Origin of the sequence: Actinokineospora fastidiosa (genome assembly GCF_014648415.1) — a bacterium.
GTDB lineage: Bacteria > Actinomycetota > Actinomycetes > Mycobacteriales > Pseudonocardiaceae > Actinokineospora > Actinokineospora fastidiosa.
Window position 1 is genome coordinate 870,420 of sequence record NZ_BMRB01000002.1, and the last position, 25,436, is coordinate 895,855.

Here is a 25,436-nt window from a genome sequence, read left to right on the forward strand (position 1 = left end):
CGACCTCCTCGAAGCTTTTGGTTCGGGCACTGAACTTAATCCTGCCGCGCGGCGGGGTCAAGCACTAGAGTTCGGCGCGTGCGACCGACCTCCCCCGCAGGCAACAGCGACGTGCGCAGGCACAACACGGCGATGGTGCTGGCCGAGGTCCTGCGGCGGCCCGGCCTGTCCCGGGCGGGCGTCGCCGCGGCGACCGGCCTGGCCAAGGCGACCGTGTCGAGCCTGGTCGACCGCCTGGTGGCCGCCCGGCTGGTGGACGAGTCCGGGCCGCAGTCGGCGACCGGCCGCGGCCGCAGGGGCACCGGCCTGGTGCCCTCGCCGACCGGGCCGCACGGGCTCGGCGTGGAGATCGGGGTGGACTACGTGGCGACCTGCCTGGTCGACCCGACCGGCGGCGAGCACGCCCACCGGGTGCGCCCCGGCGACAACCGGGGCCGCCCGCCCGCCGAGGTGCTGGCGGCGGTGAACCGGGCGGTGCGGTCGGCCAAGGCCGACGCTGGCCGACGCGGGGTGGCCGTCGGCGGGCTGGGCGTGGCCGTGCCCGGACTGGTGGACCGCGTCAGCGGCGTCGTGCGCGCCGCGCCCAACCTCGGCTGGTCCGATGTGGACATCCCGGCCGCGCTCGGCGCCGAACTGCCCGTCCTGGTGGACAACGAGGCGAACCTGGCAGCGGTCGGCGAGCTGGCGACCGGGGAACTGGCCGGGACGCGGGACTTCGTGCTGGTGTCGGCGGAGATCGGCGTCGGCGCGGGCGTCGTGCTCGACGGCGCGGTGCGGCGGGGCACGCACGGGTTCACCGGCGAGATCGGCCACGTGTGCGTCGATCCCGACGGGCCGGTGTGCTCGTGCGGCGCGCGGGGCTGCCTGGAGCGGATGGCGGGCCCGGCGGCGATCCTGGCCGACGCGGGCGTCACGGCGGCATCGGCCCCGCTGGACCGCCCGCTCGCCGACCTGGCCGGGCGGCTCGCCGCGGCCGACCCGGCGGCGCTGGCCGCGGTGCGCCGCGCGGGCGTGCGGCTGGGCATCGCGCTGGCCGGGGTGGTGAACCTGCTGGACGTGCCCGCCGTGGTCCTCGGCGGCGGCTACGCCCGGCTCCACGACTGGCTCGCCGGGCCGCTCGGCGAGGAACTCGACCGCAGGGTCATCGCCGCGCAGTGGTCGCCGACGGCGGTCCTGGTCTCCGCCCTGGGCGGGAAGGCCGCGGTGTACGGCGCGGGACAGGCGGCGCTGCGGGAGATCCTGGCCGATCCCGACACCTACATCAGACGGGTGGCGGACCCGGCGAGCTGAGCCGCCACCCGTCCGCCGGTCACGGCGCCGTCGGGTACAGGAACTCCGCAGGCGGGATCACGGCGCCTTCCAACCAGGCGTGGTAGAACCCGGTCAGCTCGCGCTGCGCCACGGCGTCGACGTAGAGCTCCCAGTCGTGCCAGTTCTGGTTGCCCTGCTGGTTGATGATGGGGAAGCCCGCCATCACCTGGAAGAACAGGTCGTCTCCCAACGTCTTGCGCAGGGCGTGCACCATCAGCACCGCCTTGGTGGTGGGCGCGAACTCCCGGCCCGCGCCCGGGTCGATCAGCCTGCGCGCCCAGAAGGCCGCGTCGCCGCGCTCGACCAGGCCGCGGTAGCGGGCGTCGAGGTCGACGCCGTTCTTGGCCTCGTCCCACAGCCACACCGCGTACCGGGAGAACCCCTCGACCAGCAGCACGTCCTTCCACATCTTGTGGGTCAGGCTCGCGCCCCACCACTGATAGGCCGTGGCGTACACCAGGTCCTCCACGGTCGCGTTGGCGCCGAGGACCGGCCTGCCCTGGGCGCCGTGGGTGTAGGCGGTGTTCCGGTCGAGGAACAGCGTGCCCGACGCCGACTGCGGATAGCCCCACAGCAGGGGATCGAGGAACTCCCTGACCTCCGGCAGCCGGTTGCCGACCGCGCGCAGGCCGAGGGCGCAGGGACCGTAGGCGTTCACCGCCTTGGTGCCGTCGGCCAGGGTGATGGTGTCGAGCTGCCAGCGGCCGATGCCCAGCATCGTCGCGTGCGGGGCGAGCGGGGTCTCCTCCGCCCACGTGACCGTGTGGCGGCCGCTGCCCGGGACGTCGGAGGCCTGCACGCCGTTGCCGACCACGGACCAGCCCGTCGGCACGGTGACGGCGACGTGCATGGTCGCCTTGTCGACCTCCGTCCCGTTGACGGGGAACCAGGTCATCGCCGCGCGCGGCGCGCCCATGGCGACCGCGCTGTCGCCGGTGTCCACCCAGCCGGTCCAGCCGCGCGAGGTGTAGAGCGGCCGGGGCACGCCGTCGTAGCCGACCTCGACGGTGAAGTCCGCGCCCGAGGGCAGGAGCGCGGACGGGGTGATGACGAGTTCGTGCTCGCCGACGCGGGTGAACGCCGCGGGCGCGCCGTTCACCCTGACCGACCGCACGGTCATCCCGCGCAGGTCGAGGTTGAAGCGGCTCAGGTCCTGCGTGGTGACCGCCTTGATCGTGGCCTTCCCGCGCAGGGTTCCCCAGTAGGGCGAGTAGTCCAGCGCGAGGGTGTAGTCGCTGACGTCGTACCCGCCGTTGCCGTCCTTGGGGTAGTAGGGATCGACGCCCAGCACCACCCCGTTCGGGGCGACGTGCACGTAGCCGTCGCTGCCGATGGTGGACGCGTCCGCCGCCGCGTGACCGGCGCCGAGCAGCGTGGCGGCCAGCACCGGGGCGGCCAGCAGCGCGACCGCGCGCGGTGTGCTCCGCAGAGCCATGGGTGGAACCTCTTTCCGAGCAGGGTTTCGGGACACGGCCATCGTCCGATCAGGCCAGTCGCGTGGGCAGTGCCGCCTGGCCATGCCGCCGGGTTATCGCGCGCGGGGTAACGCCGTGGCATCGGCGATCGGAACTAGCAGGCGCGGCCGTTCGGCGGCGAAGGTCGACGGCGTGACTTCCACCGAAACCCGACTGCCCGTCCCGGCGCTGCTCGCGCTCACCACGACGGTGTTCCTGGGCTGCCTGACCGAGGTGCTGCCCGCGGGCCTGCTGCTGGGCATGTCCGCCGACCTCGGCGTCTCCCCGTCCACCGCGGGCCAGCTGGTGACCGTCTACGCGATCACCACCGCGCTCACCGCGATCCCGCTGACCACCGCGACCCTGCGCGTGCCGCGCAAAGCGCTGCTCATCGCGCTGGTTATCGGGTTCCTGCTCACCAACGCCCTCGTCGCCGTGTCGCCGTGGTACCCGCTGATCCTGGTCACGCGGGTCGTCTCCGGCGCGATCACCGGCGTCATGTGGTCCCTGGTCGCCGGGTACGCCATGCGCATCTCCCCGCCGGGGCAGACCGGCAGAGGGCTCGCGCTGGCGATGTCCGGCACGCCGGTCGGCTTCGCGCTCGGCGTCCCCGCGGGCACCGCGCTCGGCCAGTTCGCCGACTGGCGGTGGGCGTTCGCCGCGATGGCGCTCACCTCGGTCCCGCTGCTGGTCTGGGTCGTCGTCGCGGTGCCGTCCGTGCCGGGCGATGCCGCCGCGCCGACCCGGCCGGGGCGCGCGCTCGGCCTGCCGGGCATGCGGGCGCTGCTGGTGGTCGTGCTGGCGTTCTCGTTGGGGCACAACGTCGCCTACACCTACATCGGCCCGATCCTCGACCACTTCGCGCAGGCGGGGCTGCTCAGCACCGTGCTGCTGGTGTTCGGCGGCGCGGCGGTCGTGGGCCTGCTGATGGTCGGCGCGGCGCTGGACCGCCGCCCGCACACCGTGCTCGTCGTCTGCTGCGGCATGACGGCGGCGGGGATCGTCGTCTTCGCCGTCAGCGGGGGCGCCGCCTTCGCCGCTCTGATCGCGGTCGCCATGTGGGGACTGGCCTTCGGCGGCGCGCCCACCGCGTTCCAGGGGGTGACCGCGCTGATCGCCGGTCCCACGGCCGACGCGGCGCAGTCGCTCACCATCGCCGCGTGGAACGGGGCGGTGGCCGCGGGGGCCGCGCTCGGCGGTCTGCTGCTGCACATCGGCGCCCTCACCCTCCCGTGGACCGCGGCGTCGCTGGTCGCCCTGCCGCTGCTGGTGCTCGTCCGGATGACGCCGGTCGCCGCGCCCGCCGACGCGCGGAACCCGGGGTGAGCACGCCCACCCCGGGTTCGCCTGCGGATCAGCCCTTGGCGAGCTGGCGGTCGATCCAGGCGCGCAGCTGGGCCTCACCCGGGTAGCCGATCAGCCGGGAGGAGGGGTACTCGGCGCCGTTGCGGATCGGGACCAGCGTCGGCAGGTAGCGGATGTTGTACTTGGTCGACAGGTCGCGGCTGCGGTCGACGTCGACCATGCCGACCAGGATCCGGCCGTTGTACTCCACGGCCAGGCGCTCCAGCACCGGCTTCATCCGCTGGCACGGCGGGCACCAGGTGGCGCCGAAGTCGAGGATGACCAGCCGCTCGTGGGACTCGGCGATGACCTCGGCGTGGTTGGCCGAGGTCACGGTCACCAGGTTCCCGGTGATGTCCGAGGTGCTCGCCGACGCGGTCGCGCCCAGGCCCGTCAGCACCATCAGCGCTCCCGCGAGCGCGATGAACAACCGTTTGATTGGGGACACAGAACTCTCCTTATATGCAGGGTATTGCAATTCCGGTCGGCGACCGGAACGTCTCATCAGGACGAGGATTCGGTGGGCAGGCCGCCCGCCACCCAGTCCTCGATCCCCTCGCGGTACTTGCGCACGTCGGTGTAACCGAGTTCCAGCAGGCGCCTGCCGACGAAGTCGCTGTTGCGGCAGGGGGTGTTCGCGCAGTACACGACGATCGATGCGGACTTGTCGGGCAAAACCGACGGCGCGTGCCGGTCGGTGAACTCCGCGGCCTGCTCGTAGGGGAATCCGGGAATGTTGCGGGCCCGCGGAAGGTGTTCCTTCTCGTAGTAGGCGACCGGCATCGTGTCCACGACGACGACCGAGCCCGCCTCCATGGCGGCGCGCAGTTCATCGCGGGTTATCAACGGCAGCATGGCGTTCCCTTCGGGCACTGACACCCCGAGTGGAGATTTCGCCGGGGCGACCCCATCGTCAATCGCGGGCTCGCCGTGGATCTAGTGCCGCCTGGGCATGTCGGGCCGTTATCAGCCCGCCGCGGAAATCATCGCCAGGTCGTTGTGGTCCAACCAGTTCCGGTAGTGCGGATTCCGGTCGGCCATCCGCCAGTAGTCGACGGCCAACCGGGTGCCGAGCTCGCGGGCGCGGAACGCGGGCGCGGCGTCCTCGCGCCAGGCCAGGACGTGGCGCACGTACAGCGGCGTCCCGGCCAGCGGGCGGATCACCAGCCCCGGCCGCTGCGGGCGGGTCGGCTGGACGAGCGCGACGCCGCAGCCCGCGCTCACCAGGTCCTCGCGGGTGGCGTCGATGTCGACGTCGTGGCTGATCACCGGGTCGAAGCCGTGGGCCATGCAGAGTTCGCGGAACACCACGCGGCAGCCGTCGCCGCAGCCGGAGACGATCCAGTTCTCGCCAGCGAGCTCGCCGAGGGAGATCTCCTCGCGGTGGGCGAGCGCGTGGTCGGCGGGCAGCGCGACGAACGACGGCTCGCGCACCACGGTCAGCGCGCGCACCTTCGCGGGGGCGGACAGCTCGCGCTGCCCGCAGATCATGACCAGGGCCAGGTCGACGCCGCGGTTCGCCACCTGGGCGAGCAGCCTGCTGCGGGAGACGTCCGATCGGGTGTGGATCTGCTTGCCGGGCATGATCTCGCGCAGGCTGCCGAGCAGCGGCGCGGTGAGGGCGCTGTTGTTCCAGCCCACCCGGACGGACTCCCCCGCGCGCGGCTCCTGGCGGTGGAAGTCGCGCTCCAGCTCGTCGAACGCGGCCACGATGGCCCGCGCCCGCCGCAGCACGAGCACGCCGAGCGCGGTGCACTCGACGCCGTTCTGCCCCCGGCGGAACAGCGCGCCGCCCACCAGCTTCTCGATTCTGCGCAACTGGTGGCTGAGGGCGGGCTGTCCGAGCCCGAGCTGGGTGGCGGCACGGTTGAGGCTCCCGGCGGAGGCGATCGCACAGATCACCCGCAGGTGCCGGACCTGTAGCTCCATGGCCAAAGATAACGCGGGTCAGCGGGCAACGAGAACCTTTCGGGACCAGTGTCCTCTTCACATTCATTGCCACCGTCCGCCACCAGGCATAAGCCGATGGCACCCCACGGCGACAGTACCGACGAACGTCACCTGCTGGACATAGTCGAGTCACCGTCAGCCAACCCTGCCCGGCTGGCGTTCGCGAATCCCTTGGAGACACGGTGCTACGTCCCACACCACTCACCGCGCATTGCGCGGACCCGCTGGCCGCCGCCGAGCACGTGTGCATCGGAATCAGCCCGTTCAACAGTTATTTCACCCCCGAGCGCATCGCCGACCTCGCCCGGTGGGCCATGGCGCGGTTCCGGTCGTTCCACTTCTTCGTCCCCGACGCCCCGTCGGCCTACACGCTGGAGGCCCTCGGATACGACCCGCGCCGGGCGGCCAGAAAGGCGCAGCGGCAAGGTAATTACACGCGCAACAAAATCAGCCGGGCGATGGAGCAGCTGCACGTGCCTGATCAGCGCGAACTGGTCCTGGATTCGGCAGCGCTGAACGAGAACAAGGCGTACCAGGGCCTGCTCGCCGAGGCGCACCGGCGGTTCACGAGCGACCCGGAGTTCGCCGAGAACTGCCTCACCGCCTCCGGCTGGGTGATGGAACGGCGGCTGCCGGAGGGCGAGCAGCCCACCCGCGAGCAGCTGCGCCACGCGGTCCGCTACTTCCTCGCCGAACTGCCGATGTTCGTCGGCACCACGGAGGTCGTCGGCGCGGGCAGCTCGGTCTTCGCCTACCACCAGCGGGTGGACTTCCTGGAGCGGATGTACCGGGGCGAGCTGTCCTGGAAGCCCTTGCCCGGCCAGGGGTTCGTCCTGGTCGAGCAGGCCGTGCCCGAGCCCGCGGAGTGACCGTGTCGACCGAGACCGCCCACAGCGGCGACAACACATCCGGCGCCGTCGCCCCCGACACCTCCCACGACGACTACTCGCTGCGCCGCGTGCCGCGCGAGCGCCGGTACTCCTGGGTGACCGTGGCCGTGCAGCGCTTCGGCCAGGTGTCCTCGTTCCACCAGTTCCTGCTCGGCGCCGTGCTGGGCTTCGGGATGACGTTCTGGGACGCGGTGCTGGCCATCACCATCGGCTCGGTGATGCTCGAGATCATCACCATCCTCATGGGCATCGCAGGCACCAAGGAGGGCCTGTCCACGTCGCTGCTGACCCGCTGGACCGGCTTCGGCCGCCGCGGCTCGGCGCTCGTGGGCCTGCTGATGACGCTCAGCCTGGCGGGCTGGTTCGGGGTGCAGAACGACGTCTTCGCCCAGGGCCTGCACGCGCTGATGGGCGGTCCGCCGGTCTGGGTGTGGGCGCTCGGCGGCGGCGCGCTGGTGACCGCCATCGTGGTGTTCGGCTTCCACGCGATGGCGTGGACCGCCTACCTCACGGTGCCCGCGTTCCTCTGCCTCGCCGGGTACTCCATCATCGGCGCGCTGGGCGACCACTCGCTGTCGTCGCTGGTCAACGATCCCCCGCCCGGCCCAACGATGTCACTCGCCCAGGGCACGACGCTGGTGGCCGGGGCGTTCATCATGGGCGCGGTGATGACGCCCGACATGACCCGGTTCAACCGCACGGCGGGCGACGTGGTGAAGCAGACGCTGATCAGCGTCACCCTCGGCCAGTACCTGATCGGCCTGGTCGGGGTGCTGCTCGCGCACGCGGCGCGCAGCGCGGACGTGGTCGGTATGATCACCTCGTCGTCCGGGGTGCTGGGCACGCTGATCCTGGTCGCGGCGATCCTGAAGATCAACGACTGGAACCTCTACTCGTCCTCTCTCGGGCTGGTGAACACCGTCGAAGTGCTGTTCGGCAAGCGGGTGGACCGGATGCGGGCGACGCTGCTGTTGGGCGGCCTGGGCTCCGTGCTGTCCGCGATCGGCATCCTCGACCACTTCACCACGTTCCTGACCTGGGTCGGGGTGATCACCCCGCCCGTGGCGGGCGTGGTGATCGCCGAGTACTTCGTGGTCCGCCGCTGGCGCGCCGACCTCGACGCCACCCGCGACAGCGGGGAGCTGCCCAAGCGCTGCCCGGAGTGGGTGCCCGCCGCGCTGCTCTGCTGGGCGGGCGGGGCCGCGGTCGGCGCGTGGCTCCCGTTCGGGATCGCCACCATCAACTCGGTGGTCGCGGCGTTCGCGCTGTACGTGCTCCTGGGCAGGCGCCGGGGCACGGCCGACCGCGTGCCGGTGCGGGGACACCATGCAGCTTGACGTGCACCATCTGCGGGTGCTCCGGGCGATCGCGGACACCGGGAGCCTCTCCCGGGCCGCGGTCCGCCTGGGCATCACCCAGCCCGCCGTCCACGCCCAGCTCAACCGGCTGGAGAAGATGCTGGGCTACCAGCTGTTCGAGCGCCGCCAGGACGGGGTGACGGCCACGCCCATCGGCGAGCTGCTGCTGCGCCGCATCACCGCGGTGCTGCCGCAGATGGACCAGCTGCTCGAGGACATCAAGCAGCGCACGTGCTCGACCAGGCCGCCCGCGACCACCAGGATCGCGGCGGTCTGCAGCACGGTCGTCCCGCGCCTGCCCGCCGCGATGACCACCGTCTGGCCGGAGATCTCCGAGGTGGCGGTGGTCAACGACGAGAGCAGCGACCGGCTGGTGTCGCTGCTCGACGAGTACCGGGTGGAGATCGCGATGATCAAGGACTACCCGGGCCGCGAGCTGCCGGTGCCCGCCGCGGTCGACACCGCCGTCGTGGTGACCGAGCCGACCTTCGTGCTGCTGCCGGAAGGGCACCGGCTGGCGGAGAAGGAGATGCTCACCCTGGACGACCTCGACGGCCAGCCGCTGGTGATGGGCGCGCGCAGCTCGTCGGCGCCGTTCCGGGAGTACTTCATCGAGTCCTGCGCCGACTTCGGCTTCGTGCCGACGATCGCCCACCAGGTGAACTCCCAGGCGGTCGCGCAGATGATCGTGCGCGCCGGGGCGGTCGGGCTGGCCCAGCCCGCCTGCCTCGACGTGCACCCCGGCATCGAGGTCCGGCCGTTGACCGGCGACGTGCTGATGCGCAGGCACGTCCTCGCCTGGCGGCGCAACACCTTCGTGGCCGAGCGCAGCGGCGAGCTCCACGCCGAGGTGACGGCGGCGTACTGGCAGGAAGCGTACAAATCCCCGGAATACCGCCGTTACCTCGCCGCGCGGAACTAGAGCTGGCTGATCACCCCGCCGTCGATGATGAACTCGGCGCCGGTGAGGTTGTTCGGCGAGGCGGCGAACGCGATCAGCCGCGCCACCTCCTCCGGCGTCGTGATCCGCCCGGTGGCCGCGCCCAGGTTCGCGATCGTCTCGGCGGCGAACTCCGCGTGCCCTCGGCCCTGCTCGCGGGCCAGCCGCGCGATGAGCCCGTCGTCGTCGGTCCACACCCCGGTGTTGACGGGGCCGGGCGAGACCGTCAGCGCCCGCACGCCCTGGGGCCCGTACTGGCGGGCGACGACCTTGGTGAACGCGTTGAGCGCGGCCTTGGCGACGGCGTAGTCGAACGGCCCCGTGGTGATGTCGCGCGCGGCGATCGAGGAGACGTTGACGACCACGCCCCCGCGCTCGACCAGGCTCGGCAGCGCCGCCCGGACCGCCCGCAGCGCGCTGTAGAAGTGCAGCTCGAACGTGCGGTGCCAGGCGCTCTCCGGAAGGTCGAGCAGCGAGGTGAGCGCGCCCTGGGAGATCTCGTCCGTGCTGCCGACGCCGACGTTGTTGACCAGGATGTCGATGCCGCCGAGTTCGGCGAGCGCCTGTCCGACCAGTGTGGCCGGACCGTCCGGTGTGGACAGGTCGACGGTGATCGGGATCGCGCCGGTCTCCTTCAGCTCAGGGGTGACGGTCCGCGAGCCGCTCACCACGGTCACGCCCTCGTCGACGAGCAGCCGGACGGTGGCCAGGCCGATCCCCTTGCTGCCGCCGGTCACGACGGCGGTCTTGCCCGACAGGTTCAGGTCCATGGTGGTTCTCCTCAGCTCCGGCGGGCGCGCAGGCCCAGCAGGGTGACGGCCGTGCCGACGACGGCGACGGCCAGGGGGACGAGCAGCGCGGCCCGGAACCCGGACAGCAGCGCGGCGGGCGAGCCGTCGCCCGCGTTGAGCTGCAGCACGACGGTGGCCGCGGCCAGGGCGAGCGCGGGGCCGACCTGGAAGGAGGTGTTGACGATCCCGCCGGCCAGGCCCTGCTCGTGCGCGGGCACGCCCTGGGTGGCCGCCATGTTGAGCGGGCCGTAGGCGAGGGTGAACGCGAACCCGGCGAGCAGGAACGCGGGCAGCATCGCCAGGTAGCCCGAGTCCAGGCCGATGGGCAGCAGCAGGACGTAGGCCGCGACCGCGGCGAAGAGCCCGGCGGCCACGACCGGCGTCGTGCCGAACCGGTTGACCAGCGGCGCGGCCACCCTCGGGGCCAGCACCGCGGTCACCACGCCGCCGGGCAGCACCGCCAGGCCGGTCTCCAGCGCCGACCAGCCGCGCAGGTCCTGCATGTAGAGGGTGAGGACGAACAGCGCGCTGACCCAGCCGCCGAGCAGCGACATCGCGCCGACGTTGGCCCGCATGAGCGCGGGCGAGCGCAGCAGCGACAGCCGCACCAGCGGGTGCGCCGTGCGCTTCTCCACGACGACGAACAGCGTGAACAGCGCAGCGGACACGCCCAGCGCGATCAGCGTCGCCCAGCCCCACTCGTGCGCCTGGACGAGGGCGAGCACGAGGGCCAGCAGGGCGCCCGTGCTGGTCACCGCGCCCAGCACGTCGAACCGCGACGTGCGCTCGGGCGCCTCGCCGACGGGCACCAGCGCGATGCCCGCCGCCAGCGTCAGCAGGGCCATGACGACCGGCGCGAAGAACACCCACCGCCAGTCCACTTCGGTCAGCACGCCGCCGACGACCAGGCCCATGGAGAAGCCGGTGGCGCCGGTCGCGGTGTAGAGCGCGAGCGCCTTGTTGCGTGCGGGGCCCTCCGCGAAGCTGGTCGTGATGATCGACAGGCCAGCGGGCAGGGTGAACGCCGCGCTGATCCCGGTCACCAGCCGGGCGGCGACGAGCAGCGGGCCGTCGTCGGCGAACCCGCCGAGGGCCGACGCCGCGGTGAAGAAGCCCAGCGACACCAGGAACACCCGCCGCCTGCCGAAGAGGTCGGCCGCGCGCCCGCCGAGCAGCAGGAACCCGCCGAAGCCCAGCACGTAGGCGCTGACCACCCACTGCAGCGCGCCGGGCCCCATCCCCAGGTCGGCGCCGATGGAGGGCAGCGCCACCCCCTTCATCGACACGTCCAGCGCGTCCAGGAACAACGCGCCGCACAGGACCAGCAGCGCGCCCCTGGCGCGGCCGGTGAGCCTGTCCCCCTCGACCGTGATCACGGTCATCGAACACTCCCCTCAGATTTCGGACCGACCGGTCCGGGACCGATCGGTCCGAATCCTTCGGGATGATCAGCGCTCGTGTCAAGGCTTACGGACCGGGCGGTCCGATATAGTGGGAAGCATGCCGAGGAAGCCCAGTCCCGACGCGCGGGAGCGCATCCTGGATGTCGCCACCCGGCTGTTCACCGCGCATGGCGTGCACGCTGTGGGGATGCAGCAGGTGATCGACGAGTTCGGCTGCGGCAAGAACCTGCTCTACCGGGAGTTCGCGGGCAAGGACGACCTCGTCGTGGCCTATCTCACCCGCTGCCGGGACACGTGGGCGTGTATGTACGAGCAGGCGGGCGTCGGCCGCGAGGACGACCCGGCGGGCCACCTGGTCGCGCTGGTCGAGTTGACCGCGGCGAAGGTGCTGGAGCCGGACTACCGAGGCTGCGGCATCCACAACACGCACGCGGAGTTCCCCGACCCCGCCCACCCCGCGCACAAGGTCGCCGCCGAGCACTTCGCGACCATGCGCGAGCGCCTACTGGACCTGGCGACCCGCGCGGGCGCCCGCGACCCCGAGACCTTGACCGACCGGATCCTGCTGATCATCGAGGGCATCTACACCAACGGCCTCGCCCAGGGCCGAAACGGCGCCGCCCGCGCAGCGGGCGCCTTCGCCGAAGAGGTCGTCCGCAGCGCACTGGCCGATCGGTCGGCCTGACCTACGACGCCGCCCACACGGCACGAACCTTCGCGCCGAGATCGCCCACGCCTGCTGCCGGAACAATCGACCCGACCCACCGCGCGGCGGAACCTTCACCGCCGAGATCGCCCACAGCCCACTGCCGGAACGATCGGCCCGATCTATCGCGGGCGAACGCCTTCACCGATGTGGGCGACCGCGCCGTCGGAACGATCGGCCTGACCTACCGCCCGCGTCCGCTCAGGAAGTCCGCCAGCAGCCGCTCCAGCGGCACCGAGCCGGTCGGGGCCTCCACCGACAGCGGCGCCGGGAACACCTGCCACCCGGCGATGCGCGCCGTCACCGCAGGCGCGCCCGGGCCGCGTCGTGACAGCGGCTGTAGTGCGGCGTCGGTCTGCTTGCCCACCGGCTCGTAGATCGGGTGCACGGTCGTGCCGTGGATGGAGACGGCGAGGGTCGGGTCGATCAGCCAGCCGCGCAGTTCGCCGGGGAACTCCAGCAGCTCGTACCGCACCGTGTAGCCGCTCGGCAGCGTGTGGCGCTGGGCGCGGGGCAGCTTCTCCGCGCGCTCGACCGGCAGCGGGACGGGCAGCACCGACGCGGCGTACGCGCTGACCGGGAACTCCCTGACCGCCCGGTCGACCCGCGCGACCCGCTCGTGGTCGACCGTCTCGGCCTCCCGCCGCTGCAGCTCGTAGCGGGCGAGCAGGTGCGCGTGGCGGGCCCCCGGCTCCAGCGGCGCGTCCGCACCCATCGACATGGTCCACATCGTACTTCCACCCGATCAGCGGATTGCCCCGGCCGGGCCGTGGGGTCGGGGCGTCAGCGTTGCGTAAAAATGATCTTGCCCACTGCGAAAACTTTCCCCGTGATCGTGTTCGGCTCGCTACAGTGGGTGGTGTCAGCCCTTCACGACGATTGGGGACGTCAATGACTGGGGCAACCACCACACCCGACCGCGCCGAACCGAGCTTCCGCCTGCCGCTGCCGCGGCCGTTCTTCGACCGCGACACCCCGTTCGACCCGCCCGCCGCGCTGCGCGAGCAGGCCGCGAAGGGACCGGTCGCCGAGGTGACCAACGGCGAGGGGACGAAGGTCTGGCTGGTCAGCGGGCACGCCGAGGCGCGCGCCGTGCTCAGCGACACCCGGTTCAGCTCCGATCTGCGCAGGCTGGTCTCGCGCATGGACGGGCTGACCGACGAGCAGCGCGACGACCTGATGTCGGAGGAGTCCTCGGCGGGCTCGTTCATCTCGATGGACCCGCCCGACCACACCCGCTACCGCAAGCTGCTCACCGGCCAGTTCACGGTGCGGCGCATGCGGATGCTGGAGCCGAGGATCGCCGAGATCGTCGACGAGCGGATCGACGCGATGCTCGCGGGCGGCACCAGCGCCGACCTCGTCGCCGAGTTCGCCCTGCCGGTGCCGTCGCTGGTGATCTGCGAACTGCTCGGCGTGCCCTACGAGCAGCGCGCGGAGTTCCAGGAGTGCGCGGCCAAGCTGCTGGCGCTGGACGTGCCGATCAGCGAGGTCCTGACGCTGCGCGACCGGCTCCAGGACTTCATGCGCGGCCTGGTGCTGCAGAAGCGGCGGGCGCCCGGCGACGACCTGATCTCCGGGTTGATCACCAACAGCGACCTCAACGACAACGAGCTGGTCAACATCGCCAACCTGCTGCTGATCGCGGGCCACGAGACCACGGCGAACATGCTGGGCCTCGGGACCTTCGCGCTGCTGGAGCACCCGGAGGAGCTCGCCGCGCTGCGGGCGAACCCGGAGCTGGCCGACCGCGCCGTCGAGGAGCTGCTGCGGCACCTGTCGATCATCCACGCCGGACCGTCCCGGGTCGCCACCGAGGACATCGAGGTCGGCGGCGTGCTGATCCCGGAGGGCAGCACGGTCATGATCTCGGTCCCGGCCGCCAACCGCGACCCCGGCCACTGGGCCGACCCGGCAGCGCTGGACGTGGCCCGCGAGCGCGGGCCGCACCTGGCGTTCGGGCACGGCGTGCACCAGTGCCTCGGGCAGCAGCTGGCCAGGATCGAGATGACCATCGGCCTGACCAAGCTGCTGGCCAGGCTCCCGGGGCTGCGGCTGGCCGTGCCCGCCGAGGACGTGCCGCTGCGCACGGACATGGCGATCTACGGCGTGCACGCGCTCCCGGTCGCCTGGGACGCGCCGTGACCGTCCGCGCGGACACCTCGGTGTGCATCGGGGCCGGGCTGTGCGCCCTGCGCGCGCCGAAGGTGTTCGACCAGGACGAGAGCGACGGCACCGTGGTCCTGTTGGGCCAGCCCGGGGCCGACGACCTTCCCGCTGTGCGGGAAGCCGTCGACCAATGTCCTTCCGGGGCCATTGAGTTGAGCGGGGATTGACATAACATCCCCGGCGTGGAAACCGGTGGAGGCCTGCGCGAGCGGAAGAAGGCGGCGACCAGACAGGCGCTGCACGAGGCCGCGGTCGCACTGACGCTCGCGCACGGCCTCGACCGGGTCACCGTCGAGGCCATCGCCGACGCCGCGATGGTGTCCCGGCGGACGTTCTCCAACTACTTCGGCGGCAAGGAGCAGGCGCTCCTCTACGACGACCGCCGCCGGATGGCCCAGCTGGTCACCATGGTCCGCGAGCGCCCGGCCGAGGACACCCCGTGGCAGGCGCTCACCGCCGCCGCGCTGGACCTGTGCGCGGAGTTCAGCGACCCGGACCGGCTGGCCAAGATGCGCGCGCTGCGCAAGCACCCGTCGCTGTTATCCGAGCAGATAGCCCTGTTCACCGCCACCGAGGACGATCTGGCCGACGCGATCTCCGCGCGCATGCCCGACGCCGACCCGCTGCGGCCCCGGCTGATGGCCGCGGCGTTCCTGACCGCGCTGCGGGTCGCCAGCCACCTGTGGGAGGACGAGCCCGACGCGGCCCCGTTGACCGACCAGGTCGCCGACGTGCTCGCGGCCATGGCCCTGCCGTTCGACTGAGCCCTGCCGACCGACTGAGCCGTGCCGAGTTCGCACTTCCGGTGCCGTCGCCGGTGGCCTGCTAACTGCTCGGCGTGCCGCCCGCCTGAGCCGTGCCGTTCGACTGAGGACGTCCGATTAGGACTCGAAGCGGTCCGGGTCGCCCGCGCCGCGGCGCAGGACGACCGGCTCGTCGTCGGAGAAGTCGACCACGGTGGTCGGCTCGGTGCCGCAGTCGCCGGAGTCCACGACGGCGTCGAGCACGTGGTCGAGCGCCTCCTTGATCTCCCAGCCCTGGGTCATCGGCTCGGCCTCGTCGGGCAGCAGCAGCGTGCTCGACAGCATGGGCTCGCCGAGTTCGGCCAGCAGCGCCTGGGCGACCGGGTGCTGCGGGATGCGCGCGCCGACCGTGCGCTTCTTCGGGTGCATCAGCCTGCGGGGGACCTCTTTGGTCGCGGGCAGGATGAACGTGTAGCTGCCCGGCGTCGCGGCCTTGATGGCGCGGAAGACGGTGTTGCCCACGTGCGCGAACTGTCCGAGCTGGGCGAAGTCGCGGCACATCAGGGTGAAGTGGTGGCGGTCGTCGAGGCCGCGGATCGAGCGGATGCGGTCGATGCCGTCCCGGTTGCCGAGCACGCAGCCCAACGCGTAGCAGGAGTCGGTCGGGTAGGCGATGAGGCCGTCGGCGCGCAGGAGGTCGACCACCTGGCTGATCGAGCGCCGCTGGGGGTTGTCCGGGTGCACGTCGAAGTACTTCGCCATGCGCTGGAGCTTACGGACCATTACCCGAAAGTGCCGCATCCCGGCCAGGACGACTACCCAAAGTCGATCAACTAGGCGGTTCGGGTGGGACACACGACATCCTATCCGGCGACTATTGGGCTCCCCCGCCCGCTGCTAGCTTCGCGGAGGTCACCCGGTGACGTGCCGAATCGGACTGTGAGCGGAGACCGGCGAATGACCCTCGATGTGCGCCCCAGCGCCCGTGACGTGCTGTCCCACGGCCGCGCGCTGTTCGACCCCGCGCTGCGTGCGGCGGTGGACAGGCTGCCCGGAACCATGCGGCACATCGCCGGCTACCACTTCGGCTGGTGGGACGCCGACGGCACGCAGCTCGACGCCGACCAGGGCAAGGCGATCCGGCCGACGATGACGCTGTGCTCGGCCGCCGCCGTCGGCGGCGCGGTCGCCGACGCCGTCCCCGCCGCGGTCGCGGTGGAGTTGGTGCACAACTTCACGCTGCTGCACGACGACGTCATGGACCGCGACCGCACCCGGCGGCACCGCGCCACGGCGTGGTGCGTGTTCGGCACGGGCCAGGCGATCCTGGCGGGCGACGCGCTGCTGACGCTGGCGTACGAGGTCCTGGCCGAGGACGGCCACCCGGCGTTCCGCCCCGCGGCGACCGCGCTGTCCCACGCCGTGCTGGCGGTGCAGGACGGGCAGGCGGCGGACCTGTCGTTCGAGACGCGCACGGACGTGACGCTGCCCGAGTGCGTGCGCATGGCGCAGCAGAAGACGGCGGCGCTGCTCGGCTGCGCTACCGGCCTGGGCGCGCTGTACGGCGGCGGCACCCCGGAACAGGTCGCCCACCTGCGCTCGTTCGGCGAGCACATCGGCCTGGCCTTCCAGTTGGTCGACGACCTCCTCGGCATCTGGGGCGACCCGGAGGTGACCGGCAAACCGGTGCACTCGGACCTGGTGAGCCGCAAGAAGTCCCTCCCGGTGGTCGCCGCGCTGCGCACCACGTCCCCGGCGGCGGACCGCCTGGCCGAGCTGTACCTGACCCCCGACCCCCTGGCCCCCGCAACCGCCGCGACCGCCGCCGACCTGGTCGCCGAGGCGGGCGGCCGCGCCTGGTGCCGCGACGAAATCGCCACCCACCACGCCCGAGCCGCCGAATCCCTCCGCCTGGGCGCGGTGAACGAACGCCCGGCGGCGGAACTCTCGGCCCTGGCGGACCTGATCACCCACCGCGACCACTAGGGCTTCCACACCAGCCTCGGGGGGCTGGAGGGGATAACAGTCGCGCCATGACCCGACCACCCGGAACACGCATGAGTGATGCTCGTGCCGGGCGGAGAGCGGCTGGCTCCCACACCACACCGGGTCCTCGGCCGATGGGTTTCGCGCTTTACCCACCAAGGACGGGGATTGGTGCAGCCCAGCGCTGCTGGCGGGAGCCACACTCGGCCACGCATGGAAGGCGATCGTGCCCGATGGAGAGCAGCTGGCTCCCCACACCACACCGGGCCCTCGGCGAAAGGTCTCTCCCGCGCCTTACCGCCAAGCGGGACCGGAGTGCAGCCTGCACTGCTGGTCGGCGGAAGCCACCTGAGATCGCACTCGGCCGGGACCACGGTCGCTGCAGGTGGGCAGCGCGGTAGCGCGGGCAAGGTTGCTGCTGGTCGCCGAGTGCGCCGTCGGCGGGCTGGCCCCCACTGCGCGCGGCCCTGTTGATGCTGGAGACAGTGCAGGCACGGTCTGGTCGTGGCCCGGGAAGGCCGGGCGGTGTTCGCGGTCGTTGTGGTGCCCGCCGGTCCGGTTCCACCCCGCTCGTCCCCCTCCCCATGCCCCTGCACCCCGCCTCGCTCCGGCCGTGCGGTCGGGCTTGGGTCCGTTGTGGTGGGATCAGGTGGTCCGCAGCGGTGAATCGGGGGTCGTGATCGCGTGAACTCGGTGTTGTTGGGGTTGCTCACGCTCCCCGTCTACGTCCTCATGTACTGGCCGATCGTGGTGGCGGCTCGGCGGGTGCTCGGGGTGCGGGTCGGGGTGGTTCGGGCGTTAGTCGGGGCGGCCATCGGGTGGTCGGTGGCGACCGGGGCCGTGTCGGCGTTGCCGGTGGAGGAGTGGTCGCGCAAGCCGGGGGCCACCATCGGGCTGCTCATCCCGCTGGCGGGCACCGCGTTCCTGGCCACGCTGATCTTCCTGTTCATCGCCGAGATGGCGGTGCCCAGCGGCAGCGGGCTCGGGGTGATCGGGCGGGTGCGGGCGATCCGCCGGGGCCTCGCCAGGGCGCGGCGGTACTCGCGGATCTCGCGGATCACCGTGCGGCACGGGCTGGCGCCGTACGTGTCCGGGCGGCGGGACCGCAGAGAGGGCATCCACCGGGAGGCCGCGCTCGCGCGGAGCCTGCGCCGGGCGTTGGAGGAGGCCGGGGTCACCTTCGTCAAGCTGGGACAGGTCCTGTCCACCCGCCCCGACCTGCTGCCGCCCGCCTACATCACCGAGCTGAGCCGCCTGCAGACCCAGGCGGCCCCGGTGCCGGTCGCCGAGATCGAGCGGGTGCTCACCGACGAGTTGGGCGCCCCGCCGTCGGAGGTGTTCGCCGAGTTCGACAGCGCCCCGATCGCCGCGGCCTCGATCGCGCAGGTGCACCGGGCGCGGCTGCACGACGGCACCGAGGTGGTCGTCAAGGTGCAGCGGCCCGGCATCCGGGAGGTCGTGGAGCGCGACCTGGACATCACCCACCGCGTCGCCACCGCGCTGGACGCGCGGGCGGCGTGGGCGCGGTCGCTGGGGGTCATCGACCTCGCCCACGGGTTCGCCGAGGCGCTGACCGAGGAGCTCGACTTCCGGGTGGAGGCCCGCAACATCGCCGCCGTGCGGGCGGCGACCCCGGACCCGACCGTCGCGCTGCCTCGGGTGCACGAGGAGCTGTCGACCGACCGCGTGCTCGTCATGGACCGGATGGTCGGCGAACCCCTCACCGACGCCCAGGCGCTGCCCGCCGCGCAGCGCGCCGACCTGGCCCGCTCGCTGCTGGACTGCGTGCTCGGCCAGATCACCCTGCACGGCGTCTTCCACGCCGACCCGCACCCGGGCAACGTCCTGCTGGTCGACGGCCCCGCGCTCGGCCTGCTGGACTTCGGCTCCGTCGGCAGGCTCGACGCCGGGCTGCGCGCGGGCATCCAGGCGCTGCTCGTCGCGCTCGACCGCGGCGACCCGGCGGGACTGCGCGACGGCCTGCTGCAGATCGTCGACCGGCCGGAGCAGATCGACGAGAACCGGCTGGAGCGCGCGCTCGGCGCGCTGGTGGCCAAGCACTTCAGCCACGACGCCGCGCCGGACGCGCAGGTGTTCACCGAGGTGTTCCGGGTGGTCGCGGAGTTCCGCCTCGCCGTCCCGCCGCCGATCGCGGCGGTGTTCCGGGCGCTCGGCACCCTGGAGGGCACGCTCGCCCGGCTCTCCCCCGGCTTCAACATCGTCGGCGCCGCCCGCGAGTTCGCCGCGGGCCAGATCGGGGCGAACCTGCGGCCGGAGACGTTGCGCGAGACGCTGACGCACGAGGCGATGACGCTGCTGCCGGTGCTGCGCAGGCTGCCGCGCCGCCTCGACCGCGTGGGCGGGGCGCTGGAGGACGGGCGGCTCTCGGTCGGCGTGCGGCTGTTCGCCGACGAGCGCGACCGCGCGGTGGTCACCGGCCTGGTGCACGAGGTGCTGCTGGCGTTCCTCGGCCTCGGCGCGGGCCTGATCGCGGCGATCCTGCTCGCCTCCGACAGCGGCCCGCTCGTGCTGACCGGCCTGACGCTGAACCAGCTGATCGGGTACAACCTGCTGGTGGTCAGCGCGCTGGTCGGACTGCGCCTGCTGTACGTGGTGTTCCGCAACCAGTCCAGACGCTGACCTCAGGCCAGCCGGGCGGTGTCGGCGACCTGCTCGAACGACACCACCCCGTCGGCCAGCCGCCAGATGTGGGCGAAGCGGGCCTCGACCGCCCTCCCCGTCCCGCGCCGGACGCCGGTGTAGTTCCCGATCGCCACGACGATGTCACCGCCGTCGACCACCTCGTCCACTGTGGCCGCGAACTCGGCCCAGTCGGCGCCGATGCGCTCGAACACCCCGGCGCGCACCGCGTCCGGTCCGGTGTAGACACCGGCGTACTCCGAGCCCGCCGCCTCTGTCCACCGGCTGGTCTCGGTGATCGGGGCGAGCATCCCCGCCAGGTCGCCGCGCGCGGACGCGGCGTAGTGGGCGCGGACCGTGGACAACAGGGTCATCGGGACTCCTTCATGAGGACGGCCACGGCGTCGGCGACCGCGGCGGGGTCGGGCGGGCAGCCGGTGGGGACCGCGTCGACCCGCACGCCGTCCCCGGCGCGATTGGCGAGGCGGACCATGGCGGCGACCCCGCCCGAGGCGGCGGCGCGCTGCGGCAGGTGCGGGCAGGCGGTGTGCACGGCGACGATGTGGCCGCCGCGCCCGCGCATCGCCCGCAGACCCGCGCGGACGCCGTAGAAGGCGCTGTCGAGTTGCGCGGCGAGCGCGATGTGCCACTCGTCGTCCGTCACCGACGCCGGGTCGGCGAGCACCGAGGGGCATCCCGGTTCCGCCGTGACGACCAGCAGATCGAGCCGCCCGTAGTGCTCGACGACGGCGGCAACGGCGTTGTCGACCTGGACCGGGTCGGCGGCGTCGGCGTGCACGGCCATGCCCCGGCACAGCGCTCCCCCGGTCAGCTCCACCGACGTCGAGTCGCCGTCCAGCGCGGCGACTCGCGCGCCGAGGGCGTCGAGCCGGTGGGCCACCGCGGCGCCGACCCCGCCGCCCGCCCCGGTGACGAGGGCGACGACGGTCACGGCGCGCCGAACCGGGGCGCCGCGAGGTCGGCGACGGCGACGTGGACGACGCGCAGGTCGCTGTAGAAGTCAATGCTGTGCGCCCCGCCCTCCCGGCCGACGCCGCTGGCCTTGATGCCGCCGAAGGGGGTGCGCAGGTCGCGGACGTTGTGCGAGTTGACCCAGACCATGCCCGCCTGCACCGCCCGCGCCACCCGGTGGCCGCGGGCGAGGTCGCCGGTCCACACGTATCCCGCGAGGCCGTACCGGGTGGCGTTGGCCAGGGCCACGGCCTCTTCCTCGGTGTCGAACGGCGTCACGCACACCACTGGGCCGAAGATCTCCTCCTGAAAGATCCGCGCGTCCGGCGGCACGTCGGCGAACACCGTCGGCGCGAGGTAGGTCCCGGTCGGCAGCCCGTCGGGCCTGCCGCCGCCCGCGACGAGCCGGGCCTCCCGCTTGCCGATCTCGACGTACTCCATGACCCGGGCGTGGTGCTCGGGGTGGATGAGCGCGCCGACCTCGGTGGCCGGGTCGGACGGCGGGCCGACGCGCACGGCGGACGCGCGGGCGGCCAGCGCGGCCACGAACTCCTCGTACACCTCCCGCTGCACCAGCACGCGCGAACTGGCCGTGCAGCGCTCGCCGTTGAGCGAGAACACCCCGAACACGGCGGCGTCGAGCGCGCGGTCGAGGTCGGCGTCGGCGAAGACCACGCACGGCGACTTGCCGCCCAGCTCCATCGACACCTCCTTGAGGTGCTCGGCAGCGGCGCGCATGATGATCTGCCCGGTGGCGCTCTCCCCGGTGAAGGACAGCCGCGGCACGTCGGGGTGCGCGACCAGCGCCGCGCCCGCCTCCTCGCCGATGCCGTGCACGAGGTTGAACACCCCGTCCGGCACCCCGGCCTCGGCCATGATCGAGGGCAGCAGGCTCGCCGACAGCGGCGACCACTCCGCGGGCTTGAGGACCACGGCGCACCCGGCGGCGAGGCTGGGCGCGAGCTTCCAGGTCTCCAGCATGAACGGCGTGTTCCACGGTGTGATCAGCCCGGCGACGCCCGCTGGCTGGCGGATCGCGTAGTTGACCTGGCGCGTGCCCGCGAGGAAGGCGTCCTCGTGCTGGGCGACGATCACGTCGGCGAAGTAGCGGAAGTTCTCCGCGGCCCGGTGGGCCTGGCTCTTGGCCTGGGTGATGGGCAGGCCGGTGTCGAAGCTCTCCAGCCGGGCCAGGACGTCCGCGCGGGCCTCGATCGCCTCGGCGATCCGGACCAGGGTCGCGGCCCGCTCGCGCGCGGGAAGGCCGGGCCACGGGCCGTCGGTGAACGCCCGCCGGGCGGCGGCGACGGCGAGGTCGATGTCGGCGGCCTGGCCCGCGGCGCAGCGGGCGTACTCCTCGCCGAAGACCGGATCGCCGACGCCGAAGGTCTCGCCGCCGACGCTCGGGACGTCCTTGCCGTCGATGTGGTGCAGCAGTTCGGTGGGGATGCTCATGCGGGGACTCCTGGGGCGAGCAGGTCGGCGGCCTGGGCGCGCAGCGCGGCGATGCGGTCGAGGCCAGCCGGGGTGGGGGCGATCAGCGGCGGGCGGACGTGCCCGGAGGCGATGACGCCGAGGTCGGCGAGCACGTGCTTGGCCGGGGCCGGGTTCGTCTCCACGAACAGCAGCTCCACCAGCGGGTGCAGGCGGTAGTGCAGGTCGATGGCCGCGTCGTGCTCGCCCGCGGTGTAGAGCTCGTACATGCGGGCCACGGCGGCGGGCGCGAGGTTGGCCAGCGCGCTCACGAAGCCGCACCCGCCGATGGCCAGCAGCGGCAGGCACAGCAGCTCGATGCCCGACCACATGAGGAAGTCGCGCCCGCACAGGTGCAGCACGTGCGAGAAGTGCTCGAAGTCCTTTGTGGTCTCCTTGATGCCCACGATGTTGTCGTGCGCTTTGCGCAGCCGGAACACCGTCTCCGGGGCGATGTCCACGGCCGTGCGCGACGGCACGTTGTAGACCACGATCGGCAGGTCCGGGTACTCCCGCGCGATGGTCCCGTACCAGGTGACCAGCGCTTCCTGGGTCGGCCGGGCGTAGTACGGGGTGATGACCAGCGCGATGTCCGCGCCGAGGTCGCGGGCCAGGCCGGTCAGCTCCAGCGTGTCGGCCAGGCTCGCCGAGCCGGTGCCCGGCAGGAACGGCAGTTCGTCGGCGGTCTCCTCGGCGACGACCCGCATGGCGGCGGCCCGCTCGGCGGTGCTCTGCGCGCCCGGCTCGCCGGTGGACCCGCCGAGGGAGATGCCGTGCGAGCCCGCCGCGCGCTGCCAGCGCACGAGCGCGCGCAGGCTGTCGGTGTCCAGCTCGCCGTCGGCGGTGAACGGCGTGACCAGCGGGGCGATCGAGCCGCGCACGGCCGCGGGGTCGGATCGGAACTTCATGGGGTGGCTCCTGCTTCGTATTCCGCGCGCCGGGCCGGGCTGAGCGGGTACAGGCCGTCGATGGACTCGCCCGCGTCGACGCGGGCGAGGATGTAGCGCTCCTCGCGCTCCTGGGCGAGCGCGTCGGCGGCGACGGCGTCGGCGAGGTGGGCGGGGATGAGCAGCACGCCCTCGGCGTCGCCGACGAGCACGTCGCCGGGGCGCACCAGCACGCCCGCGCAGGCGATGGCGTCGCCGACCGACCAGGGCACGTGCCTGCGGCCGAGCACGGCGGCGTGGCTGCCCCGGCTGTAGGCGGGCAGGTCGAGGTCGGCGAAGGCGGGGCTGTCGCGCAGGCAGCCGTCGGTGACCACGCCCGCCGCGCCGCGGCGCAGGGCGCGCAGGGCGAGGATGTCGCCGAGGGTGCCTGCTCCCGGGTCCTCGCGGGCGTCGATGACCAGCACCTGGCCGGGCCCGATGGTCTCCACGGCCCGCTTCTGGGCGTTCATGCCGCCGCCGCGTTCGGCGAACTGGTCCTCGCGCAGCGGCAGGAAGCGCAGCGTGTGCGCGGTGCCGACCAGGCGCATGTCGGGCCGGGACGGGGCGAGGCCGGAGAGGAAGGTGTGGTCGAGCCCGCGCTTGCGCAGCTGGCTGGACAGCGTGGCGGTCGAGACGCGGCGCAGCGCGGCCTCGGTCTCCGCCTTGAGCGGGCGGACCGCGGCGCCGTGCGCGGTGGCGCGCTCCTCGGGCCCCGCGCGCGGCGGCACCGGCGGGTCGCCGTCCTCGCGGACGGTGTTGCGCAGCGGCTCGGTGTCGCCGACGGCCACCTCCACCACGTCGCCGGGGTGGACCACGGTCGCGCCAGCCGGGGTGCCGGTGAGGATGACGTCGCCGGGCTCCAGCGTGATGGTCGCGCTGAGGTCGGCGATCAGGTGGGCGAAGTCGAACAGCAGGTCGGCGGTGGAGGCGTCCTGCACCAGCACGCCGTTGACCCAGGTGCGCAGCCGCAGGTCGGACAGGTCGACCCCGGCCGGGTCGATGAGCACCGGGCCGATCGGGGTGTAGCCGTCCGCGCCCTTGCTGCGCAGGTTGGAGCCGCGGTCGGCCCAGCGCAGGTCGTGCACGCCGAAGTCGTTGGCCGCGGCCAGCGCGCCGATGTGGGCGGCGGCGTCGGCGCGCGCGACGCGCTGCGCGCGGGCGCGGATGACCAGGGCGATCTCGCCCTCGAACGCCGACAGCTCGGTGCCGCGCGGGCGGATGAGGTCGCGGCCGGTCCAGGACAGCGACGACGGCGGCTTGAGGAAGTACGACGGCTCGGCCGGGTACCGCCCGCGCTCGGCGGCGCGGGAGCGGTGGTTGAGGTGCACCGCGATGATCTTGGAGGGGGCCAGGCCCAGCGGGTGGCCCGGTGCCGTTGCGCTCATGCGTCCACCGGGAAGTCCACGATGACCTGGCCGGTCCCGCTGCTGGGGAAGTAGTCGCACAGCTGCTCGCCGCGGCCGGTGTAGGCGTCCCAGCCGAGCATGCCGAACAGCATCGCCGTGTCGGCCATCGCGGCCTCGCCCGTGCAGCGCTCGTTGTAGGCGGGCAGGGCGGCCAGGAACTCGGCGATGCGGCCCTCCCGCCACTGGTCGAGCACGACCCGGTCGGCCTGCTCGTTGAACGGGTCGCTGATCCGGTCGAGGAAGCGGTGGGACACCTCGTTGGGCGGGAACTGGTGCGACAGCGAGCCGCTGGCCAGGAACGCCACCCTGCGGTCGCTGCGCTCCACCGCGCGGCGCAGCGCCGCGCCGACCTGGCGGTTCTCCTCGATGGTCGAGTAGATGTTGCACCCCACCGGGACCACCGCCAGCGGTTCCTCGGCGCGGTTCATGAAGTGCATCGGCACCAGCGTCGCGTACTCCAGGCCCAGGTCGCGCACGTCGTGGGCCATGGCCCGCTGTCCGCCTGCGACGATCTCCTCCACGATGAGCGCCGCCAGGTCGGGGCAGCCCGGGTAGTCGTACTCCAGGTCGCGGATGAAGTGCGGCAGCTCGTGGGAGGCGTAGCTGCCCTGGTGGCGGGCCTTGGCGTTGACGTGGAAGCCCATGCTGTTCATCCAGTGCGAGTCGGCCACCAGGAAGGTGTCCGCGCCGCGCTCGCGGGCGCGGCGGCCGACCTCGGCCAGGCCCAGCTCGGCGGGCCTGCGGATGCCGTGGTGCTTGCCCGGGTGGATGGACAGCCAGATCGACGGGACGTGCGTGATCTTGGCCGCCAGCACCAGCTCGCCCATGTGGGAACCTCCGGCTGACTGTCGACGGCCCCGAGCGGGCCGCGTACCCAAGGTCTAACAGGACGGTCCGGCGGGTCGGTTGACTCGGCGCGCACTGCCGTTGTCGGGCGGCGCACGCGGTGGTCGGACCATTACGAGCGGGCCACGGTC

Annotated in this window: 25 protein-coding genes; 11 read left to right on the forward strand and 14 right to left on the reverse strand. The window is 72.8% G+C overall.

The window, feature by feature from the left end; all coding sequences use genetic code 11:
- The first annotated feature begins 78 nt into the window (after window positions 1-78).
- Window positions 79-1,290, forward strand: coding sequence for an ROK family transcriptional regulator (locus IEY98_RS13870; RefSeq protein ID WP_189210837.1), 1,212 nt, complete (start codon window positions 79-81; stop codon window positions 1,288-1,290).
- 19 nt (window positions 1,291-1,309) lie between these two features.
- Here IEY98_RS13870 and IEY98_RS13875 read toward each other — a convergent pair whose 3' ends face one another.
- The gene (locus IEY98_RS13875; RefSeq protein WP_189210838.1) at window positions 1,310-2,746 is read right to left on the reverse strand and encodes a gluzincin family metallopeptidase; all 1,437 of its coding nucleotides are present in this window, start codon (window positions 2,744-2,746) and stop codon (window positions 1,310-1,312) included.
- Between the two features lie 172 nt (window positions 2,747-2,918).
- On the opposite strand from IEY98_RS13875, the gene IEY98_RS13880 reads away from it, so the two are divergent.
- The gene (locus IEY98_RS13880) at window positions 2,919-4,091 is read left to right on the forward strand and encodes an MFS transporter (protein WP_229786893.1); all 1,173 of its coding nucleotides are present in this window, start codon (window positions 2,919-2,921) and stop codon (window positions 4,089-4,091) included.
- Between the two features lie 28 nt (window positions 4,092-4,119).
- On the opposite strand, the gene IEY98_RS13885 is transcribed toward IEY98_RS13880, so the two are convergent.
- The 3 genes from IEY98_RS13885 to IEY98_RS13895 all read right to left on the reverse strand — a co-directional run bounded on the left by IEY98_RS13885 (window position 4,120) and on the right by IEY98_RS13895 (window position 6,038).
- A complete protein-coding gene (locus IEY98_RS13885; protein WP_229786894.1) occupies window positions 4,120-4,557 on the reverse strand; it encodes a thioredoxin family protein in 438 nt (145 codons plus the stop codon).
- Between the two features lie 56 nt (window positions 4,558-4,613).
- On the reverse strand, window positions 4,614-4,964 hold the full coding sequence (locus IEY98_RS13890) for a rhodanese-like domain-containing protein (RefSeq protein WP_189210841.1): 351 nt from the start codon (window positions 4,962-4,964) through the stop codon (window positions 4,614-4,616).
- 111 nt (window positions 4,965-5,075) lie between these two features.
- Window positions 5,076-6,038, reverse strand: coding sequence for a LysR family transcriptional regulator (locus IEY98_RS13895; protein WP_189210842.1), 963 nt, complete (start codon window positions 6,036-6,038; stop codon window positions 5,076-5,078).
- 203 nt (window positions 6,039-6,241) lie between these two features.
- Here IEY98_RS13895 and IEY98_RS13900 point away from each other — a divergent pair, with 203 nt between their 5' ends.
- The 3 genes from IEY98_RS13900 (at window position 6,242) to IEY98_RS13910 (ending at window position 9,229) form a co-directional block, all read left to right on the forward strand.
- Window positions 6,242-6,928 carry a tRNA-dependent cyclodipeptide synthase gene (locus IEY98_RS13900; protein ID WP_189210843.1) on the forward strand — a complete coding sequence of 229 codons (687 nt, stop codon included), beginning with the start codon at window positions 6,242-6,244 and terminating at the stop codon, window positions 6,926-6,928.
- An 80-nt stretch (window positions 6,929-7,008) separates the two neighbouring features.
- Window positions 7,009-8,286 carry a purine-cytosine permease family protein gene (locus IEY98_RS13905; RefSeq protein WP_229787041.1) on the forward strand — a complete coding sequence of 426 codons (1,278 nt, stop codon included), beginning with the start codon at window positions 7,009-7,011 and terminating at the stop codon, window positions 8,284-8,286.
- A gap of 16 nt (window positions 8,287-8,302) precedes the next feature.
- On the forward strand, window positions 8,303-9,229 hold the full coding sequence (locus tag IEY98_RS13910; RefSeq protein ID WP_229786895.1) for a LysR family transcriptional regulator: 927 nt from the start codon (window positions 8,303-8,305) through the stop codon (window positions 9,227-9,229).
- On the opposite strand, the gene IEY98_RS13915 is transcribed toward IEY98_RS13910, so the two are convergent.
- Together IEY98_RS13915 and IEY98_RS13920 are read right to left on the reverse strand one after the other, a co-directional pair.
- Window positions 9,226-10,017 (reverse strand): SDR family oxidoreductase, encoded by a 792-nt coding sequence (locus IEY98_RS13915; RefSeq protein WP_189210846.1) that lies wholly within the window; start codon window positions 10,015-10,017, stop codon window positions 9,226-9,228. The genes IEY98_RS13910 and IEY98_RS13915 overlap by 4 nt on opposite strands.
- A gap of 11 nt (window positions 10,018-10,028) precedes the next feature.
- Window positions 10,029-11,420, reverse strand: coding sequence for an MFS transporter (locus tag IEY98_RS13920; protein ID WP_189210847.1), 1,392 nt, complete (start codon window positions 11,418-11,420; stop codon window positions 10,029-10,031).
- A 118-nt stretch (window positions 11,421-11,538) separates the two neighbouring features.
- On the opposite strand from IEY98_RS13920, the gene IEY98_RS13925 reads away from it, so the two are divergent.
- A complete protein-coding gene (locus IEY98_RS13925; protein ID WP_189210848.1) occupies window positions 11,539-12,126 on the forward strand; it encodes a TetR/AcrR family transcriptional regulator in 588 nt (195 codons plus the stop codon).
- 205 nt (window positions 12,127-12,331) lie between these two features.
- Here IEY98_RS13925 and IEY98_RS13930 read toward each other — a convergent pair whose 3' ends face one another.
- Window positions 12,332-12,868: a hypothetical protein gene (locus IEY98_RS13930; protein ID WP_189210849.1), complete on the reverse strand. Its 537-nt coding sequence runs from the start codon at window positions 12,866-12,868 to the stop codon at window positions 12,332-12,334.
- Between the two features lie 170 nt (window positions 12,869-13,038).
- Here IEY98_RS13930 and IEY98_RS13935 point away from each other — a divergent pair, with 170 nt between their 5' ends.
- From IEY98_RS13935 to IEY98_RS13945, 3 genes are read left to right on the forward strand one after another with little or no spacing between them, the layout of a single operon-like run.
- Window positions 13,039-14,292: a cytochrome P450 gene (locus IEY98_RS13935; RefSeq protein ID WP_189210850.1), complete on the forward strand. Its 1,254-nt coding sequence runs from the start codon at window positions 13,039-13,041 to the stop codon at window positions 14,290-14,292.
- Complete coding sequence (locus tag IEY98_RS13940; RefSeq protein WP_189210851.1) at window positions 14,289-14,483, forward strand: ferredoxin; 195 nt, start codon at window positions 14,289-14,291, stop codon at window positions 14,481-14,483. Before IEY98_RS13935 ends, IEY98_RS13940 begins: the two co-directional genes overlap by 4 nt.
- A 15-nt stretch (window positions 14,484-14,498) precedes the next feature.
- Complete coding sequence (locus tag IEY98_RS13945; RefSeq protein WP_189210852.1) at window positions 14,499-15,080, forward strand: TetR/AcrR family transcriptional regulator; 582 nt, start codon at window positions 14,499-14,501, stop codon at window positions 15,078-15,080.
- 117 nt (window positions 15,081-15,197) lie between these two features.
- Here the strand turns inward: IEY98_RS13945 and IEY98_RS13950 are convergent, their stop codons facing one another.
- On the reverse strand, window positions 15,198-15,821 hold the full coding sequence (locus IEY98_RS13950) for an L-threonylcarbamoyladenylate synthase (protein ID WP_189210853.1): 624 nt from the start codon (window positions 15,819-15,821) through the stop codon (window positions 15,198-15,200).
- A 195-nt stretch (window positions 15,822-16,016) separates the two neighbouring features.
- Here IEY98_RS13950 and IEY98_RS13955 point away from each other — a divergent pair, with 195 nt between their 5' ends.
- A complete protein-coding gene (locus IEY98_RS13955; RefSeq protein ID WP_189210854.1) occupies window positions 16,017-17,045 on the forward strand; it encodes a family 2 encapsulin nanocompartment cargo protein polyprenyl transferase in 1,029 nt (342 codons plus the stop codon).
- 732 nt (window positions 17,046-17,777) lie between these two features.
- Complete coding sequence (locus IEY98_RS13960) at window positions 17,778-19,685, forward strand: ABC1 kinase family protein (RefSeq protein ID WP_189211783.1); 1,908 nt, start codon at window positions 17,778-17,780, stop codon at window positions 19,683-19,685.
- A 2-nt stretch (window positions 19,686-19,687) separates the two neighbouring features.
- Here IEY98_RS13960 and IEY98_RS13965 read toward each other — a convergent pair whose 3' ends face one another.
- The 6 genes from IEY98_RS13965 to hpaD are packed head-to-tail and all read right to left on the reverse strand — an operon-like array spanning window position 19,688 to window position 25,286.
- A complete protein-coding gene (locus IEY98_RS13965) occupies window positions 19,688-20,059 on the reverse strand; it encodes a nuclear transport factor 2 family protein (RefSeq protein ID WP_189210855.1) in 372 nt (123 codons plus the stop codon).
- Window positions 20,056-20,637: an SDR family oxidoreductase gene (locus tag IEY98_RS13970; protein ID WP_189210856.1), complete on the reverse strand. Its 582-nt coding sequence runs from the start codon at window positions 20,635-20,637 to the stop codon at window positions 20,056-20,058. Before IEY98_RS13970 ends, IEY98_RS13965 begins: the two co-directional genes overlap by 4 nt.
- Window positions 20,634-22,109, reverse strand: a complete 1,476-nt coding sequence (hpaE, locus tag IEY98_RS13975) for a 5-carboxymethyl-2-hydroxymuconate semialdehyde dehydrogenase (protein ID WP_189210857.1) — start codon at window positions 22,107-22,109, stop codon at window positions 20,634-20,636. Before hpaE ends, IEY98_RS13970 begins: the two co-directional genes overlap by 4 nt.
- Window positions 22,106-23,035 carry a 4-hydroxy-tetrahydrodipicolinate synthase gene (dapA, locus tag IEY98_RS13980; protein WP_189210858.1) on the reverse strand — a complete coding sequence of 310 codons (930 nt, stop codon included), beginning with the start codon at window positions 23,033-23,035 and terminating at the stop codon, window positions 22,106-22,108. The genes hpaE and dapA overlap by 4 nt, the downstream gene beginning before the upstream one ends.
- Window positions 23,032-24,438 carry a fumarylacetoacetate hydrolase family protein gene (locus tag IEY98_RS13985; protein WP_189210859.1) on the reverse strand — a complete coding sequence of 469 codons (1,407 nt, stop codon included), beginning with the start codon at window positions 24,436-24,438 and terminating at the stop codon, window positions 23,032-23,034. The genes dapA and IEY98_RS13985 overlap by 4 nt, the downstream gene beginning before the upstream one ends.
- The gene (gene hpaD, locus IEY98_RS13990; RefSeq protein ID WP_189210860.1) at window positions 24,435-25,286 is read right to left on the reverse strand and encodes a 3,4-dihydroxyphenylacetate 2,3-dioxygenase; all 852 of its coding nucleotides are present in this window, start codon (window positions 25,284-25,286) and stop codon (window positions 24,435-24,437) included. Before hpaD ends, IEY98_RS13985 begins: the two co-directional genes overlap by 4 nt.
- Between the last annotated feature and the right edge of the window lie 150 nt (window positions 25,287-25,436).

Coding starts and splice junctions, on each gene's coding strand:
- IEY98_RS13875 (WP_189210838.1), bottom strand. CDS start 2,746: ATGGCTCTGCGGAGCACACCGCGCGCGGTCGCGCTGCTGGCCGCCCCG.
- IEY98_RS13890 (WP_189210841.1), bottom strand. CDS start 4,964: ATGCTGCCGTTGATAACCCGCGATGAACTGCGCGCCGCCATGGAGGCG.
- IEY98_RS13895 (WP_189210842.1), bottom strand. CDS start 6,038: ATGGAGCTACAGGTCCGGCACCTGCGGGTGATCTGTGCGATCGCCTCC.
- IEY98_RS13915 (WP_189210846.1), bottom strand. CDS start 10,017: ATGGACCTGAACCTGTCGGGCAAGACCGCCGTCGTGACCGGCGGCAGC.
- IEY98_RS13920 (WP_189210847.1), bottom strand. CDS start 11,420: ATGACCGTGATCACGGTCGAGGGGGACAGGCTCACCGGCCGCGCCAGG.
- IEY98_RS13925 (WP_189210848.1), top strand. CDS start 11,539: ATGCCGAGGAAGCCCAGTCCCGACGCGCGGGAGCGCATCCTGGATGTC.
- IEY98_RS13930 (WP_189210849.1), bottom strand. CDS start 12,868: ATGTCGATGGGTGCGGACGCGCCGCTGGAGCCGGGGGCCCGCCACGCG.
- IEY98_RS13935 (WP_189210850.1), top strand. CDS start 13,039: ATGACTGGGGCAACCACCACACCCGACCGCGCCGAACCGAGCTTCCGC.
- IEY98_RS13950 (WP_189210853.1), bottom strand. CDS start 15,821: ATGGCGAAGTACTTCGACGTGCACCCGGACAACCCCCAGCGGCGCTCG.
- IEY98_RS13955 (WP_189210854.1), top strand. CDS start 16,017: ATGACCCTCGATGTGCGCCCCAGCGCCCGTGACGTGCTGTCCCACGGC.
- IEY98_RS13960 (WP_189211783.1), top strand. CDS start 17,778: ATGTACTGGCCGATCGTGGTGGCGGCTCGGCGGGTGCTCGGGGTGCGG.
- IEY98_RS13965 (WP_189210855.1), bottom strand. CDS start 20,059: ATGACCCTGTTGTCCACGGTCCGCGCCCACTACGCCGCGTCCGCGCGC.
- hpaE (WP_189210857.1), bottom strand. CDS start 22,109: ATGAGCATCCCCACCGAACTGCTGCACCACATCGACGGCAAGGACGTC.
- dapA (WP_189210858.1), bottom strand. CDS start 23,035: ATGAAGTTCCGATCCGACCCCGCGGCCGTGCGCGGCTCGATCGCCCCG.
- IEY98_RS13985 (WP_189210859.1), bottom strand. CDS start 24,438: ATGAGCGCAACGGCACCGGGCCACCCGCTGGGCCTGGCCCCCTCCAAG.
- hpaD (WP_189210860.1), bottom strand. CDS start 25,286: ATGGGCGAGCTGGTGCTGGCGGCCAAGATCACGCACGTCCCGTCGATC.